General features: G+C 74.1%; 11 protein-coding genes. 5 read left to right on the top strand and 6 right to left on the bottom strand.

The window, feature by feature from the left end:
* Nucleotides 1–3: 3 nt before the first annotated feature.
* The gene (locus FHX73_RS34485) at nt 4–1,083 is read left to right on the top strand and encodes an FAD-dependent oxidoreductase (RefSeq protein WP_145909939.1); all 1,080 of its coding nucleotides are present in this window, start codon (nt 4–6) and stop codon (nt 1,081–1,083) included.
* Between the two features lie 22 nt (nt 1,084–1,105).
* Here FHX73_RS34485 and FHX73_RS34480 read toward each other — a convergent pair whose 3' ends face one another.
* The 6 genes from FHX73_RS34480 to FHX73_RS34455 all read right to left on the bottom strand — a co-directional run bounded on the left by FHX73_RS34480 (nt 1,106) and on the right by FHX73_RS34455 (nt 8,342).
* On the bottom strand, nt 1,106–1,705 hold the full coding sequence (locus FHX73_RS34480) for a hypothetical protein (RefSeq protein ID WP_145909938.1): 600 nt from the start codon (nt 1,703–1,705) through the stop codon (nt 1,106–1,108).
* The gene (locus tag FHX73_RS34475; protein WP_145909937.1) at nt 1,702–2,379 is read right to left on the bottom strand and encodes a hypothetical protein; all 678 of its coding nucleotides are present in this window, start codon (nt 2,377–2,379) and stop codon (nt 1,702–1,704) included. Before FHX73_RS34475 ends, FHX73_RS34480 begins: the two co-directional genes overlap by 4 nt.
* Nucleotides 2,376–3,710: a hypothetical protein gene (locus FHX73_RS34470; protein WP_145909936.1), complete on the bottom strand. Its 1,335-nt coding sequence runs from the start codon at nt 3,708–3,710 to the stop codon at nt 2,376–2,378. The genes FHX73_RS34475 and FHX73_RS34470 overlap by 4 nt, the downstream gene beginning before the upstream one ends.
* Nucleotides 3,707–4,000 (bottom strand): WXG100 family type VII secretion target, encoded by a 294-nt coding sequence (locus FHX73_RS34465; RefSeq protein WP_145909935.1) that lies wholly within the window; start codon nt 3,998–4,000, stop codon nt 3,707–3,709. The genes FHX73_RS34470 and FHX73_RS34465 overlap by 4 nt, the downstream gene beginning before the upstream one ends.
* 125 nt (nt 4,001–4,125) lie before the next feature.
* A complete protein-coding gene (locus tag FHX73_RS34460) occupies nt 4,126–6,489 on the bottom strand; it encodes a PLL family lectin (RefSeq protein WP_145909934.1) in 2,364 nt (787 codons plus the stop codon).
* A gap of 278 nt (nt 6,490–6,767) precedes the next feature.
* Nucleotides 6,768–8,342: a hypothetical protein gene (locus tag FHX73_RS34455; protein ID WP_145909933.1), complete on the bottom strand. Its 1,575-nt coding sequence runs from the start codon at nt 8,340–8,342 to the stop codon at nt 6,768–6,770.
* Nucleotides 8,343–8,608: 266 nt separating this feature from the next.
* Here FHX73_RS34455 and FHX73_RS34450 point away from each other — a divergent pair, with 266 nt between their 5' ends.
* The 4 genes from FHX73_RS34450 to FHX73_RS34435 are packed head-to-tail and all read left to right on the top strand — an operon-like array spanning nt 8,609 to nt 13,954.
* Nucleotides 8,609–9,976, top strand: coding sequence for a hypothetical protein (locus FHX73_RS34450; RefSeq protein WP_170305203.1), 1,368 nt, complete (start codon nt 8,609–8,611; stop codon nt 9,974–9,976).
* Between the two features lie 23 nt (nt 9,977–9,999).
* Entirely contained in the window at nt 10,000–11,403 is a 1,404-nt protein-coding gene (locus FHX73_RS34445; RefSeq protein WP_145909931.1) for a B12-binding domain-containing radical SAM protein, read from the top strand.
* The gene (locus FHX73_RS34440) at nt 11,400–12,482 is read left to right on the top strand and encodes an aminotransferase class I/II-fold pyridoxal phosphate-dependent enzyme (RefSeq protein ID WP_145909930.1); all 1,083 of its coding nucleotides are present in this window, start codon (nt 11,400–11,402) and stop codon (nt 12,480–12,482) included. The genes FHX73_RS34445 and FHX73_RS34440 overlap by 4 nt, the downstream gene beginning before the upstream one ends.
* Nucleotides 12,479–13,954: a carbamoyltransferase family protein gene (locus FHX73_RS34435; RefSeq protein ID WP_145909929.1), complete on the top strand. Its 1,476-nt coding sequence runs from the start codon at nt 12,479–12,481 to the stop codon at nt 13,952–13,954. The genes FHX73_RS34440 and FHX73_RS34435 overlap by 4 nt, the downstream gene beginning before the upstream one ends.
* Nucleotides 13,955–13,966 lie beyond the last annotated feature (12 nt).

Here is a 13,966-nt window from a genome sequence, read left to right as displayed (position 1 = left end):
GTGATGACCGGGTTGACCGGTACGGCGGTTGTCGTCGGGGCGGGGGTCGGCGGGCTGGCGACGGCGCTGGGGCTGCGCCGCGCGGGGTGGCGGGTGAAGGTCCTGGAGCGCAGGGCGCAGCCGGAGCGGTACGGCACCGCCTTCGCCCTGCACCCCACCGCGCAGCGCGCGCTCGACCAGCTCGGGGTGGGTGCGGCGGTCGGCCGGCGGGCCGTGCCCTACCGGGGCGCGCGGGTGCGCACGCCGCAGGGGCGGGTGCTGGCGAGCCTGCCGCTGGAGCGGATCGAGCGGAAGTTCGGCCGGCCCGAACTGCTGGTCTCCCGGCCGCACCTGATCGACGCCCTGCTCGGCGAGCTGGTGGCGCACGGGGACGTGGAGCTCACGCTCGGCGAGAGCGTCACCGACGTGGCGGCGCTGGTGGGAGGACACGACCTGGTGGTCGGCGCCGACGGCATCGGCAGCGCCGTGCGGACCGCCTGCTTCGGCGGGCGCAGCGGCCCGCGGCAGGTCGGGACCGTCGCCTGGATCGGCATCGCGGACTTCGAGACCGAGGTGTACGGCGAGACCTGGGGGAGGGGCCGGTTCTTCGGGCTGACCCCCGTCGAGCCGGGCCGCACCAACTGGTACGCCGCCGTGCCCGGGGCCACCACCGCCGAGCAGCTGCGCGGCCTCTTCGAGGGCTGGCACGAGCCGATCCCGCGGATCCTCACCGAGACCGATCCGGCCGGCTGGCTCCGCTACGAGATGCGGCACCTGTACCCCGCGCTGCCGACCTTCGTGCACGGCGGACAGGGGAGAAGAGGCGGACAGGCCGGCCACGTCGCACTGGTCGGCGACGCGGCGCACGCCATGACCCCCAACCTCGGGCAGGGCGCCTGCACGGCGATCCTGGACGCGGAGGCCCTCACCCGCGCCGTGGCCGAACGCGGACCCGCCGACCTGCCGGCCGCCCTGCGTGCCTACGACCGCGAACGCCGGCGCGGCGCCCAGCGGGTCGCCTTCGGCTCGCGGACCCTGCACCGCTTCGTCTCCACCGAGCGCACCGGGCTGCGCGACGCGGTGGCCCGTCTGCTGCCGGGCTGACCCACCGACAGCGGCGGTCGGGTCAGCGGCCCTTGCGCCCCCGGCGCCCCCGCAGGCCGGCCCAGACGACGGCCGCGGCCAGCGGCACGGCGAAGGCGAGGGACCAGCCGGTGTCCTGCCACGGGTGGACGTCCGCCGGGCGGCGGGGGGCGACCGTGCCGTCCGGGTCGAAGACGACCCGGACGGTGTCGCCCGGGTGCAGGAGCTGCGACCTGTCGAGCAGCGGCGGCCCGGGGACGGGGGTGCCGTCGGGCAGGTGCAGGGTCGCCTGCCAGCGCTGGTCGCGGTCCACCACGCTGTGCTGGACGTCGACCACGAGCGCCTCGGTGGTCCGGCCGTGCAGGTCGAGGCGGAGCTGGGTGGCGGCGGAGGCCCCGGGCAGCCAGGCGACGAAGGCCAGCAGGACCACCGCGAACGCCGATTGGCACCCGCTCTCCACCCCGGCCAGCCGGAGCATCCCGACGGTCACCAGCAGCGCGTAGCCGATCCAGAGCAGCGTCACCGCCCAGGAGGCGAGGTACACCTGAGCCAGGATCAGGCCGAGGACGCCGCCGAGCGTGAGCAGCAGCACGGCCGCGGTGCCCATGACCAGGCGCCGGACGCTGCGGGGCTGCCCGCTCATCCGAACGCCGCCCGGATCCGGTCACCGGCAGGAGTGGCGCCGGGCCCGCCGGCGGCCGGCGGGTAGAAGGAGAGCCCGCCCAGCGCCTGCGCCAGCACGGGCAGCCACTCCTCCCAGTACGCCACGTGCTCGGTGCCGAAGACCAGCACGAGCAGGTGGGAGGCGTCCGGGTGGGCGAGCAGCACCTCCAGTTGACGGATCGTCGCCGTGCCGTGCCGCTCGGTGCCGTAGGTGCCGGCGGGGACCGGCACCACCCGGTCCTCGGTGGCGACCAGGGCCCGGCCGCAGGGCAGCCCGAGGACGCCCACCTCGGCGTCCGGGCGCTGCGCCGCGAGCTGTCGCGCGTTGCGCTGGGCGAAGGTGAGCGGCTCGCCGACCGGCTCCGGGCGGGCGAAGAGCTGGAAGGTGCCCAGGATCACCTGGCCGTCCTCGGCCAGGTAGCGGCAGTCGGCCGCGTAGCAGAGCCCCTGCGCCAGTTGGGCGCGCAGCCCGGCCTCGGCGCTGAGCGCGGCGCTGAGCTTCTGCTCCGCGGTGGCCTGCGGGTAGAACGCGTCCAGGCCGTCCAGGACCCGGACCGTGCGGTCCTCGGGGTCCGCGTCGAGCGGCAGTTCGGTGAAGCCGATCGGCGCGTCGAACCACAGCGACGGGCCGGGGCCGTCGGCCGGCCGGTTCACCCGAAGGCCCAGACGCCGACGCCGATCATGTTGCCCAGCGTCAGCAGCGTCCCCGCGGTGCCCTGGACGTGCTGCTTCTTGATGCCGCCGGCCAGCCCGGTGCCGCCGAACAGGTTGCCCGCCCCGGTGGTGTAGTTGACGCCGCTGGTCAGGCCCGGGCCCGGGTTGTTCACGGTGAGCGAGTAGGCCGTCGGCGCGGTGAGGGCCAGGGTGGTGGTCGCCTGCACCCCGTCGGAGATGTCCATCGCAGTGAGCTTGGAGGCGCCGAGCTTCATGGCCGCCCACTCGGTCGGCTTGCTGATCAGCGGGGTGGCCGGGTCGATGCCCCGGGCGCCGAGCCGGATCTCGCTGGCCGTCGTCTTGACCCCGACCTTGACGGCGGCCATGCCGCCCTCGGCCGCGCGGACGCCGTCCGCGGCCTTCGTGCCGACCTGCAGGCCCTTCGCGGCGACGCCCACCCCGGGGATCGCGCCGAGCAGGTCGCCGGCCAGGGTGAGGTCGTTGCCGATGTTCGCCGCGTTCGGCGGCCAGAGCCCGCTCAGGCCGTACTGGCGGGCGTGCGCGGCGGCCGCCGCCATGCTGAGCCCGATCGCGACGATGGCCATGCCGGGGAAGAAGATCGCCGCGACGCCGGCCACCGCGGCCGCCACGGTGAGCAGGTCGCCGCCGTGCTGGTTGAGCCAGTGGCCGATCCGGTGCCACAGGCCCGGCTCCGGCGGCGCCTTGCTGTCGGCCGCGGCCTTGAGCTTGCCCGCCGTGTACCGGGCGTCCTTCTCGTGGGCGCCGGCCAGGTCGTGGCCCTGTCCGACGTAGTGGTCGAGCGTGTCGGAGGCGCTCTGGACCTTGGCGGCCGCGGTGTCGAGCTGCGCCTTGGCCGTGTCGTAGCGGGCCTGCGCGGCGTCCCGGGAGGCCTGGTCGGGGAACTGCTGCCCGGCCAGGCCCAGGTCGGGCGCCGCGGCGGCGGTGCGGTGGCCGGCCTGGGCGTCGGCCAGGGCCTGCCGGGCGGCGGTCGCCTGGTCGTCCAGGGCGACCGCCCGGGGTTGGTTGGCCGTCAGGGAGGCGTGCCACTTGTCGAGTTCCTGGTAGGCCAGGGTGATCGAGTCGGAGGCGTCCTGCAGGTAGCCGGGCAGCTTGCCCAGGTGGTCGGCGAAGGCCTTGGCCGCCTCGCCCGTCCACTCGCCCTGCCCCGCCGCGATCTTCGTCAGCGTGGAGTGCACGTCGATCAGGCGCCCGGCCACCGAACGCAGGCCGGTGCCGAGACCCGAGACCACGGCCTCGTCACCCGGCGCCGGGTTGAAACCCAGCCCCGTCCAGGCCCGCTGCTGCGTCACGTGGTGCCCGCCTTCAGGGAGTCCGCGAGGCCCTGCTCGTTCTGGGCGTAGTTCTGCTGCACCGTGCCGAGGCCCTCGTGCAGGGTCTTCACGCACTCCCGGACCTGTTTCAGCCCGTACTCCCACTTGCTCTGGAAGTGCCGGCACGAGCTGTCCAGGAAGTCGAAGCCGAGCCCGGTGGCGCCGGCGTCGTGCAGGGCCTTCAGCCCGTGGTCCAGGTCGTCGGCGCAGCCCTGGAGGTCCTTCGCGAGCTGGGCCAGCGCGTCCGTGTCCACGCTGAAGTCCGACATGAGTCCCCCTGACTCCGGCCGATCCGGTCATCGCCGAATTCTAGACACACCGTCAGAACGAGTGTGTCACACCGGAGTTAGGGGGTCGTGCGGATTGCTGCCGGGGCTGTGGACCGCTGCCGGTGCTACTGGTTGCAGACGGCGTCGGTGGGCGGCTCGGCCGCGGTCTTGGTGACGACGACCAGGGTCTTGCCCCCGGTGGTGTCCGTGGCACCGGTGAGGTTGCGGCCGGGGAAGGTGTACGTGTACCCGCGGAAGCTGATCCTCCAGTAGCCGACGCTCTCGCGGACCACGGAGGACTGTTCGACCCAGCCGAACTGTCCGGGCGGCACGGTGATGGTCGCGTCCTCGGCGGTGCTGCTCTCGTCGACCCAGGTGTGGTCGGTGGTGAAGGTGACCCCGAGCTTCTCGAAGGGCTGGATGGACAGTTCACCGCCGACCGACCACTCGGAGCCGGTCGTGTGCTCCCACTTGGCGGTGTAGTCGGCGTCGCTGCCGGGGCTCGCGTTGTAGAGGATGTCGCCGACCACGCAGCCGGGTCCGTTGTAGGCGGGCGGAGTGTTGGTGTCCTGGAAGGAGCAGCTGCTGGACGAGTCGCCGGAGGCGCACACCGCGGCGGCGTGCTGGAGGGCGAGTTCGAGGATGCCGGGGGCGCCGACCACGCCGTTGCGGCCCAGCATCCAGGCCTGCTTCTCGTTCGGGTCGCCGACACCGCAGTCGACCCGCTCGACCTCGCTGGCGGGGTGGGCGTACACGCCGTTCTGCAGCGCGGTGAGGCAGTACTCGTCGCCGGCGGGCTTGCCGGCCTGGTGGATGTAGTAGCCGAGCGGCTTCTCGGTGTTCCCGGTGACGATCGGTTCGAGGTACCACGAGGTGAGGTAGCCGTCGGTGCCGCAGTCGCCGAGGCGCAGGTGCCACGGGCCGATGGTCTCGGTCTGCTCGGCGATGCACTGGCCGTTGCCGTTGACGATCCGGAACGTGCCGCCGGTGTCGCCGGGCAGCGGAACGAGGGACCAGCGCTGGCTCGGTGACGATGCGTCAGCTGTGGTGCGGACGAGTTGATTGGTCCCGTCGGTCGGGAGGTCGAGGGCGAGGCCCAGGTCGTAGCTGGTGATGTCGAGGCAGGAGAGCGAACCGGGACCGTCGCAGGGGCCGGAGCCGATCGTGGCGAGGTCGCTCCAGTCGAGCCAGGTCCCCGACGGGGAGGTGGAGGTGCCGGCGGCGAGCTGGTCGCGAGCGAACAGCTTGTTCGAGGCCGTGTCGACGGCGAGCAGGGTGAAGGCGCCGCTCGTGGTGCGGGTGACGGTGAGCGTGTTGGCGTTCGCACCGGTGAGGTGGGCCCAGTCGCCGGCCCAGATCCCGGTGGGGTCGGTGTCCGGGACCGGTGAGAGGGTCTGGGAGCGGGAGACGACGTCGTGGTTGGCGTCGGGGCCGAACACCGACAGGCGCCCGTCGCTGGTGGCGGCGACCACCGGCGGCCCGGTGAGGTTCAGCCCGAGGTCGAACGGGTGGTCGACGTCCCAGGTGCCACCGGGGTGGGCGGTGTTGCCGGGCTTGGACTGGGCCACGATCCACGGGTGGTGGTCGCTGCGGTTGGCGACCGCCTGGAGCAGCGAGCCGGTGGGGTGCTTGCCGGGATGCGCGGCGTCCTCGACGTAGGTGCTGGTCGCCAGCGCGGGGTTGCTGACGTAGCCGCCGCCGAGGTCGGTCCAGGCGGTCCAGTTGTCGGGAGGCAGCGCGTTGTGCTGGGTGCCCGGCTGCTTCTGGCCGGTCGCCTCCAGGTGCCCGTCCGGGGTACGGGCGACCAGCGCGATGCGGCCGGACCCGGTGACGACGGCGGCGGGTGCACCCGCCCACGGGCCGCCACCCAACTGCTCCCACGGGCTCCAGGCCTTGCCGTTGGGAGCGACCTGGGCGCGGTGCCAGATCGCGTTGTCCGCGCCGCGGACGAAGAGCTCCAGCCGGCCGTCGGCGTTCGCCTGCACCAGGCCGCCGGAGTCGGCGGAGGTGGCGGTGTTGTCGTCGGTCACCACGGCCGCCGTGCCCGCCACGGTGGTGCCGGGCGGGGTGCCCATGTCGTCCCAGGCGCCCCAGCCCCAGTCGCCCTGCGCCTGGTGCCACAGGTGGCCGGAGGCGCGGCGGGCGAAGACCTCCAGCCGGCCGTCCAGGCGGCGGCCGACGCTGGGGATGCCGTCGGTCCGGCCCCCGGTGTCGGCCCACTGGCCCCACTGGCCGGTGTCCGGGTCGCGGTCGCGGCGGAACAGGCCGTTGGCGCTGCCGCGGACGAAGACCGTCGTGGTGCCGTCCCCGGCCGTGGCCACGACCGGCGTCGCCGGTTCGAGGTCCGGCGCCTGGGACGAGGCCGGGGTGGCGAGCGGGAGCAGCCCGGCCGCCGTCAGGGCCGCGACGAGCAGCGCGCGCCCGGCGCGCCTGACAGGGCGGTCCGACCGGTGAGGGGAGCGGGGTGGTGGTCTGAGAAATCCGCGCATGACGGACCTTCCGGAGACGACGGGAGGCCGGAGTCGGGCGGGGCTTCCGATGTGGAGGGCGGAAGGCCGGCGCGGAGCACGGCCGCTGTAGCGGCAGAATCATCCGGGCGTCACCCGAAGTCAACGAGCGGCCGGGTCCGCCTCCCGGTAACTCCCCGAACGGGCGAACCCCGCGGGTGCGGTGCGCCCGGGGGCGGGACCGCCGATCGGCTGAGCGGCGCAGGCCCTCGCGCGTGTCGCGGCCTGCGGCGGTCCGCCGCGTGCCAGGGTGGCAGCAATCAGAGGTAGGCCTTCCGGAAGCCGGCCACCGTCAGCCGGCGGAAGAAGTAGTGGATCTCGTTGCGGGAGTGCCGGCCCTCGGAAATCCGGCGCGCGGTCTCCTCGTAACTGCCCAGCGACCTTTCCCCGGGCACCGGTTCGGCCGGGTCGGGAACGCATTCGCGGACCGCCCGCAGGAAATCCTCGTTGCCGGACAACCAGCGCTCCAGCGGCTTGTTGTCGTTGTTCCCGACCTCGTCGCGGCGAATGCGGGATTCCGCGACGTGCGGGAAGTGCCGTTCCAGCAAGGCGCGGTGGAACCGGGCGCCGCGCTGCCACTCGGGCGGCAGGCGCAGCCCGTAGGAGATCACGTCGAGGTCGTCGAAGGGGGAGTAGTGCGGGCGGCCGGCGAAGTCGCGGAACAGCGCGCAGTCCTTCCAGGAGCTGTGCATCCGCAGCTGGCCGAGGTGGCGCCGTTTGCGCAGCGATGATCCGGGCACGTCCCGCAGTTCGGCTTCGAGGCGGGCGCAGACCGGCTTGCGGTGGCCCTCGTCGGCGGAGGTGCCGGCGAACGCGTCGTAGAAGTCCTCGGGGGTGGCCCGTTCCGGGAATCCGCTGCGGAAGTACTGCGCCGTTCCGCGCAGGAAGAGTTCGGCGCGGCGCCCGGAGAGCAGCGCGTCGTAATCGGGCAGGCGGTCCCGGCCGGTGACGTACTTGCACCATTCCAGGTTCGCCATCGGGAACCGGTCGAGCGAGGTGGCGAAGTGCGCCGGGAATTCCCGGTTGCGGCCGGGGAAGCGCACCTCGATGCCGAGTGCGGTGGCCAGTTGGCCGGTGACCGAGCCCGCGTCGGACTCCCGCTCGCCGAAGAAGTAGCCGTGCGGGCGCAGTCCGGCGGTGCGGGCGAGGGCGCCGACCACCCGGGAGTCCAGCCCGCCGCTCAGCCCCAGGCACCAGCGCTCCGGGGCGCTGCCGAGGGCGGCGATCCGGCGGGTCGCCCCGAGCAGCAGCTCGTACATGGCGTCCACCGCGTCGTCGAACCCCTCGACGGCGGGCTCGTGCTGCCACTGCCAGTAGCGCTCGGCGCGGGGCGCGCCGCCGCGGGCCTCGGCGGTGATCAACGCGGCGGGGGAGGCGCGGCGCACGGATCGCGCGAATGTTCGTCCGCCCAGCGCGAATTCGAGTGCGAAGTAGTCCTCGACGGCGGTCTCGTCCAGTTCGTCGGCGGTGGTCGGCAGCGCCCGCAGCAGGGCCCCGAGATCGTTCCCGAGGGCGAAGGAATCCCCGGACTGACGGATGAACACATCGTGCACGCCGAGGTGATCGTTGAACGCGTGGACCGTGCCGCCGGCGGGGTCGAGGTGGGCGCCGGAATACTGGCCCTTCGCCTCGGCGAGCCGTTGTGCCGGCCGCCCGGCGGCGAACTGCTGTGCGAGATCGGCAGTGGTCACCGGGCTGTCCGGGTAGAGGTTTCCCTCGAACAGCAGCAGGGAGCCGTCCGGTTGCCGGATCGTCCGGGCCGAATCGTCGCTGAGCAGCCAGAATTCGCCCTCCGCCGTGGAATTTTGGAGTGGCGTGTTGCTGATGATGAACATGGAGCGACGCCTTCCTGGGGGAACCGCCCGAGTCCTGTCCCGTCCGCGCCGTACGAACTATGCGCCCGCCCGGATCCGCAGGCAAGGGCGCATCGCCCGGACAGCGACGCGAATCCCGAACACCGCGTCACTGGCGTGTTCTTTTCGCACAGTGGCACCGGGTGGTCGGGGCGCCCTTGCCCGGCCAATCCGAAGTCCCCATGATGGGAGGACTTTCGTGGACTCGCGGAATCCGACGTGCGCCATCGGCTAGGCGGAGGAGCGTTATGACGGGCCTTTCCCAGGGGATCGCGGCCGGCCCCGGTGTGCACGAGGTGACGGTGGAGGGGGGTGTCCCGCTGTCCGGCGAGGTCCGGGTGCCCGGGTTCAAGCACGCCCTGGTGACCGTGGTCGCCGCCGCCGTCCTCGCCCGGGCGCCGGTCACCATCGACAACTGCCCGGACATCGAGGAGGCGCGGGTGCTCGCCGCGCTGCTCGGCGTGCTGGGCGGCCGGGTGGAGCGCCGCGACCGCAGCATGACCCTCGACCTCGCCGACCTCGCCGACAAGCCGCTCGACCCCGCCCTGGTGGGCCGGATCCACGGCGCGCTGTACCTGATCCCCGGTCTGCTGGCCCGCTTCGGCCAGGTGCACATGCCCGCGGCCGGCGGCTGCCCGATCGGCGACGAACCGGGCGGCGGCCGCCCGGTGGGCCAGTACGTGGGCGTGCTGGAGCGGTTCGGCGCCACCGCGACGGCGGGGCCGGACGGCTCCCTCACACTGCGGGCCGACCGGCTGACCGCCTGCGACCTGGACCTGCGCGACTTCACGGCGGACCGCACCCTGCGCAGCGGACCGCTCTACTCGGGCGCGACCAAGACGGCGGTGCTGGCCGCGGCCGCCGCGCACGGCACCTCACGGCTGCGCTGCCCCTACCCCAAGGCCGACGTCACCGAACTGGTGCGGGTGCTCCAGGAGTTGGGCTACGACGCGGCCTACGACCCGCACGGCGACCTGCTGATCGAGGGCCGGCCCGACGGCGGCCACGGCCGCCCCGTGCGCCACGCGCTCGTCAGCGACCTGATCACGGTGGTCACTTGGGCCACGGCGGCGGCGCTGACCGGGGGCACCGTCCGGCTGACCGGCCTGACCCTGGACCGGCTGCCCGCCGGGCTCGCGCCGGAGACCGCCGTGGGGCGGGCGATGGGGCTGCGCTGGGCCGTGGACGGGCCGGACGCCCTGCTCCTGCTGCCCGACCCGCCGCGCCGCAGCGTCGACGTGGCGGTCGTCTCGCACGGCATCTTCAGCGACAGCGGCCCCTTCCTCACGCTGGCCGCGACCCTCGCCCCGGGCACCTCCTTCATCCGCGAGACGGTCTGGCAGCGGCGCTTCGCCTTCGCGCCGCAGCTCAACCGGCTGGGCACCGAGATCCGGGTCACCGGGTCGCAGGCCCGGATCACCGGAGGGCGGCCGCCGCGCATCCCCGGCCAGGACCTGGTCGCCGGCGACCTGCGGGCCGCGGCGGCCCTGCTGCTGGCCTCGCTCGCCGTCCCGGGGCCGGTGCGGCTGCGCGGCGTCGAGCACCTGGCCCGCGGCTACGAGGACCTGACCGGCGAGCTGCGCCGCTCGGGCGCGCGCATCCACTCCACAGACTAGAAGCTCCCGGAAGGACGCCCCCGATGCCGCCAACCGCCCGTGTGCTGGTCATCTGGCCGCCCCAGGTGCTCAGTTACTTCAACGCCGGCCACCACCTCGCGCTCTACCAGGTCGCCGGGCACCTGCGCCGCCAACTGCCGGACGCCGAAGTCCGGGTCATCGACGCCCCGGTGGAGCGGCTGACCTGGAAGGACCTGGCGGACGAGCTGTACCAGCGGCAGTACGACGCGATCGCCGTGATGAACGACTTCGACGGCGTCGACGGACTGCACCGCTTCCTCCGCTACGCCGGCCAACTCAGCCCGGCCGCACGGACGGTGGCGTTCGGCCGGCTCAGCGGCCTGGTCCCCGGCGCGTTCCGGAACTTCGGGCTCGACGCCGTCGTGGAGTCCGGGGACTTCGAGGCGGGCGTGGCGGAGGCGGTGCAGCACTTCCTCGGCGCCGCCGGCGCCCCGGCGGGCGTGAGCGTCCGGGACGGGGAGCAGTGGCGCCCGCCCGCCGCACCCGGCCGGCTGCTGCCGCCGCAGGACTGGGTGCTGCCCGCCCCGCAGGAGATCCCGTACGAGCGCTACGACGAGATGTACCGCAACGACGCCAACAAGTTCTGCGGCGTGCCGCACCGCCGCGAACTCGTCGTCCCGGCGGCCCGCGGCTGCCCGGTCGGCTGCGCCTACTGCGAGGTGCCCGAGCTGTTCGGCAAGCGCGAGCGGCGGCTGTCCGTCGAGCGCACCGTGGCCTACATCCGGGAGTCCTTCCGGGCCGCGCCGTTCGAGTACGTCGCCTTCTACGCGCCCACGTTCACCCTCGACCGCCCCTGGGTGCTCCGGTTCTGCGAGCAGCTCGCGCAGGGCCCCCGGATCCCCTGGAAGTGCGCCACCACCATGCACCACCTCGACGAGGCGCTGGTGCGCCGGATGGGCGAGGCGGGGTGCGTGCGGATCAGCGTCGGCCTGGAGACGCTGGACAGCGGCGGGCACCCCGCGCTGCCGCGCGCCAAGCACAAGGCCGAGCAGGATGTCGAGGAGCTCGCCCGGTGGTGCGCCGCGGCGGGCGTGGAGCTCAACTGCTTCGTCATCGTCGGCCTGCCGGGCACCGGCATCGACGGCGCCCGCCGCACCATCGCCAAGGTCCACGAGCTGGGCGGCCGGGCCCGCCCGACCGTGTACTGCCCCGTCGAACGCCTGCACCCCGGTCTGGACGACCGCGAACTCGCCGAGTTCAACCGCCAGTTGTTCGTCGGCGGGTCGCACGCGCTGACACCGGAGGAGCTCTGTGAGGCCTACGCCCTGGTGTTCGGCGCGGCCACCGACCAGACCACCGTGTTCACCCGGATCCCGCAGCGCCGGCCGCCGTCGGACAGGGTGGACGGCGCGGACGGGGCGGCCGCCGAGCCACTGACCGCCGCGGGCGCGGAGCCGCCGCGATGACCGGCGGCCCGCCGCGCGTCGCGGCCGCCGCCGACGTCCCCCGCTACGTCCGGGTGCGGCGCCCCGGGGAGGTCAACCTCAAGACCTGCGAGCTGCTGCTGCCCAGTGTCGCGCGGTTCCACACCGCCGCCCTGCGCACCCTCGACGCCGCCGACGTGCTGGCCTACCCCGGCTTCGAACCCGCCTACGAGCAGGTCGCCGCGCACTTCCGGGTGCCGCCCGAGACCCTGCTGCTCACCCCGGGCAGCGACCCCGCCATCGCCCTGCTGGCCCGCGCCCACGCGCCGGGCCGACTGGTCCTGCACACCCCGAACTTCGAAGGCTGGGAGCGCTACGCCCGGCTGTACGGCCTGGCCACCGACGCCGTCCCGCCCCGCCCGGACGGCCGTTTCGACACCGGCGACCTGCTGGCCGCGCTGCACCGGGGCGCGCCCGCCCTGGTCGTGCTGACCACCCCGCACGGGCACACCGGGCAGGTGCACGACGCGGCCGAACTGACCGCGCTCGCCCGCGGGGTCGCCGAGCACGGCAGCCTGCTGGTCCTGGACACCTGCTACCTGGCGTTCACCGAGGGCGGCGAGGAGCTGGTGCGCCCGCTGCTGGGGCAGCCGCACGTGGTGCGGGTCAACGGCTTCTCCAAGTCCCACGGCCTGGCCGGTGCCCGCGTCGCCGCCCTGGTCGCCCACCCCGAGACCGCCGACTACCTGGCCCGCTTCAACCCCGAGTCGCCGCTCAGCGGCACCGCGCTGGCGCTGCTGCGGGCCGCCCTCGCCGACCCCGCGTTCTTCGCCGCGACCTGGGCGGAGGTCCGGCGGCTGCGGGAGCTGCTGGCCGAGCAGGTGGTGAAGGCGCTGCCCGGGTGGCGGGCCCGGCCCAGCGGCGCCAACTTCGTCGCCTTCGACGCGGTCGACCGGGCCGCCGCGGACGCCGCCTACAGCGGTCTGATGGACCGTCACATCCGCACCCGCAACCTGTCCGGACTGCCCGGCACCCCGGCGGCGGCGCGCATCGCGGTCGCCGACGAACCGGTGATCGCCCGGGTGGCGGCCGCCCTCGCGGAGACGGCGGGCGCCCGGTGAAGCCGTCGACGATCGGGGTGAGCTGCCTGTCCCACGACGCCGCGCTCGCCGCGGTCACCGGCGACACCGTCGCGTTCGCCGCGCACGCCGAGCGCTACAGCCGCCGCAAGAACGACCCCGCGCTGCACCCCGCGCTGCTCGCCGACGCCGCCGCCTACTGGGGCAGCCCCGGCGAACTGGTCTTCTACGAACGCCCCGTGCTCAAGCGGGCCCGCCAACTGCGGGCCGGCCAGCTGCGGTTGGCCCTCACCCCGGAGCGCACCCGCGACCGGCTGCACGGCCTGCCGGGGCTGCGCGGGCTGCCGGTGCGCTACGTGGGCCACCACCTGGCGCACGCGGCCGGCGGCTACTTCACCTCCCCGTTCCGCGAGGCCGCCGTCGTGGTCGCCGACGCCATCGGCGAATGGGACACGCTGACCGTCTGGCACGCCCGCGGCCGCGAGCTGCGCCGGATCCACACCACCCGCTACCCGCACAGCCTGGGCCTGTTCTACTCGGCGTTCACCCAGCGGGCCGGCCTCAAGCCCAATGAGGAGGAGTACATCTTCATGGGCATGGCCGCCTACGGCGAGCCCCGGCACCGGCGGGTGATCGAGCAGGAGGTGCTGGCCGACCAGCGGGCCCCGCGGTTCCGGCTGCGCCGCAACCTGCACCGCGGACTCGGCGACTGGCGACCCGAGTTGCGCGACGGCCCGGACCTGGCCGCGAGCGTCCAGGCCATCACCGAGGACTACCTGGACGGGCTGTTCGCCTGGGTCCGGCGCACCGTGCCCTGCGCCAACCTGGTCTACTCCGGCGGCGTCGCGCTGAACTGCCTGTTCAACGGCCGGCTGGCGCGGACCGGCCGGTTCGACGACATCTGGATCATGCCGAACCCGGGCGACGCCGGATCCGCGCTGGGCGCGGCCCTGGCCCGCCGCCGGGAGTTCGTCGACTGGACCGGCCCCTACCTGGGCCACGACATCCGGCGCCCGCTCGACCCGGCGGCCGTGGCCCGCGCCCTCGTCGACCACACCGTCGTCGGCGTGGCCAACGGCCGGGCCGAGTACGGCCCGCGGGCGCTGGGAAACCGCAGCCTGCTCGCCGACCCGCGCGGCGCCGCCGTCAAGGAGCGCGTCAACGCGATCAAACGGCGCCAGCGGTTCCGGCCGTTCGCCCCGATCGTGCTGGAGGAGCGGGCCCGCGACTTCTTCGCGATGCCCTGCGACGCGACCCCGTACATGCAGTTCGTGGTCGACTGCCGTGACCCCGCGAGCTATCCGGCCATCTGCCACGTGGACGGCACCAGCCGGGTCCAGACGGTCCGCAAGGACCAGAACCCGGTGATCCACGCCGTGATCACCGAGTTCGAACGGCTCACCGGCTGCCCGATGCTGCTGAACACCAGCCTGAACATCCGCGGCATGCCGCTGGTCAACACCTGGCAGGACGCGCTGGACTTCGCCGAGCGCTACCGCGTTCCGGTCTTCTGAGGACCGGTCTTC

The sequence above is a fragment of the Kitasatospora viridis genome, from assembly GCF_007829815.1.
Taxonomy (GTDB): domain Bacteria; phylum Actinomycetota; class Actinomycetes; order Streptomycetales; family Streptomycetaceae; genus Kitasatospora; species Kitasatospora viridis.
Note: the sequence above shows the minus strand (reverse complement) of the source record. Positions and strands in the feature narration are given on the sequence as shown.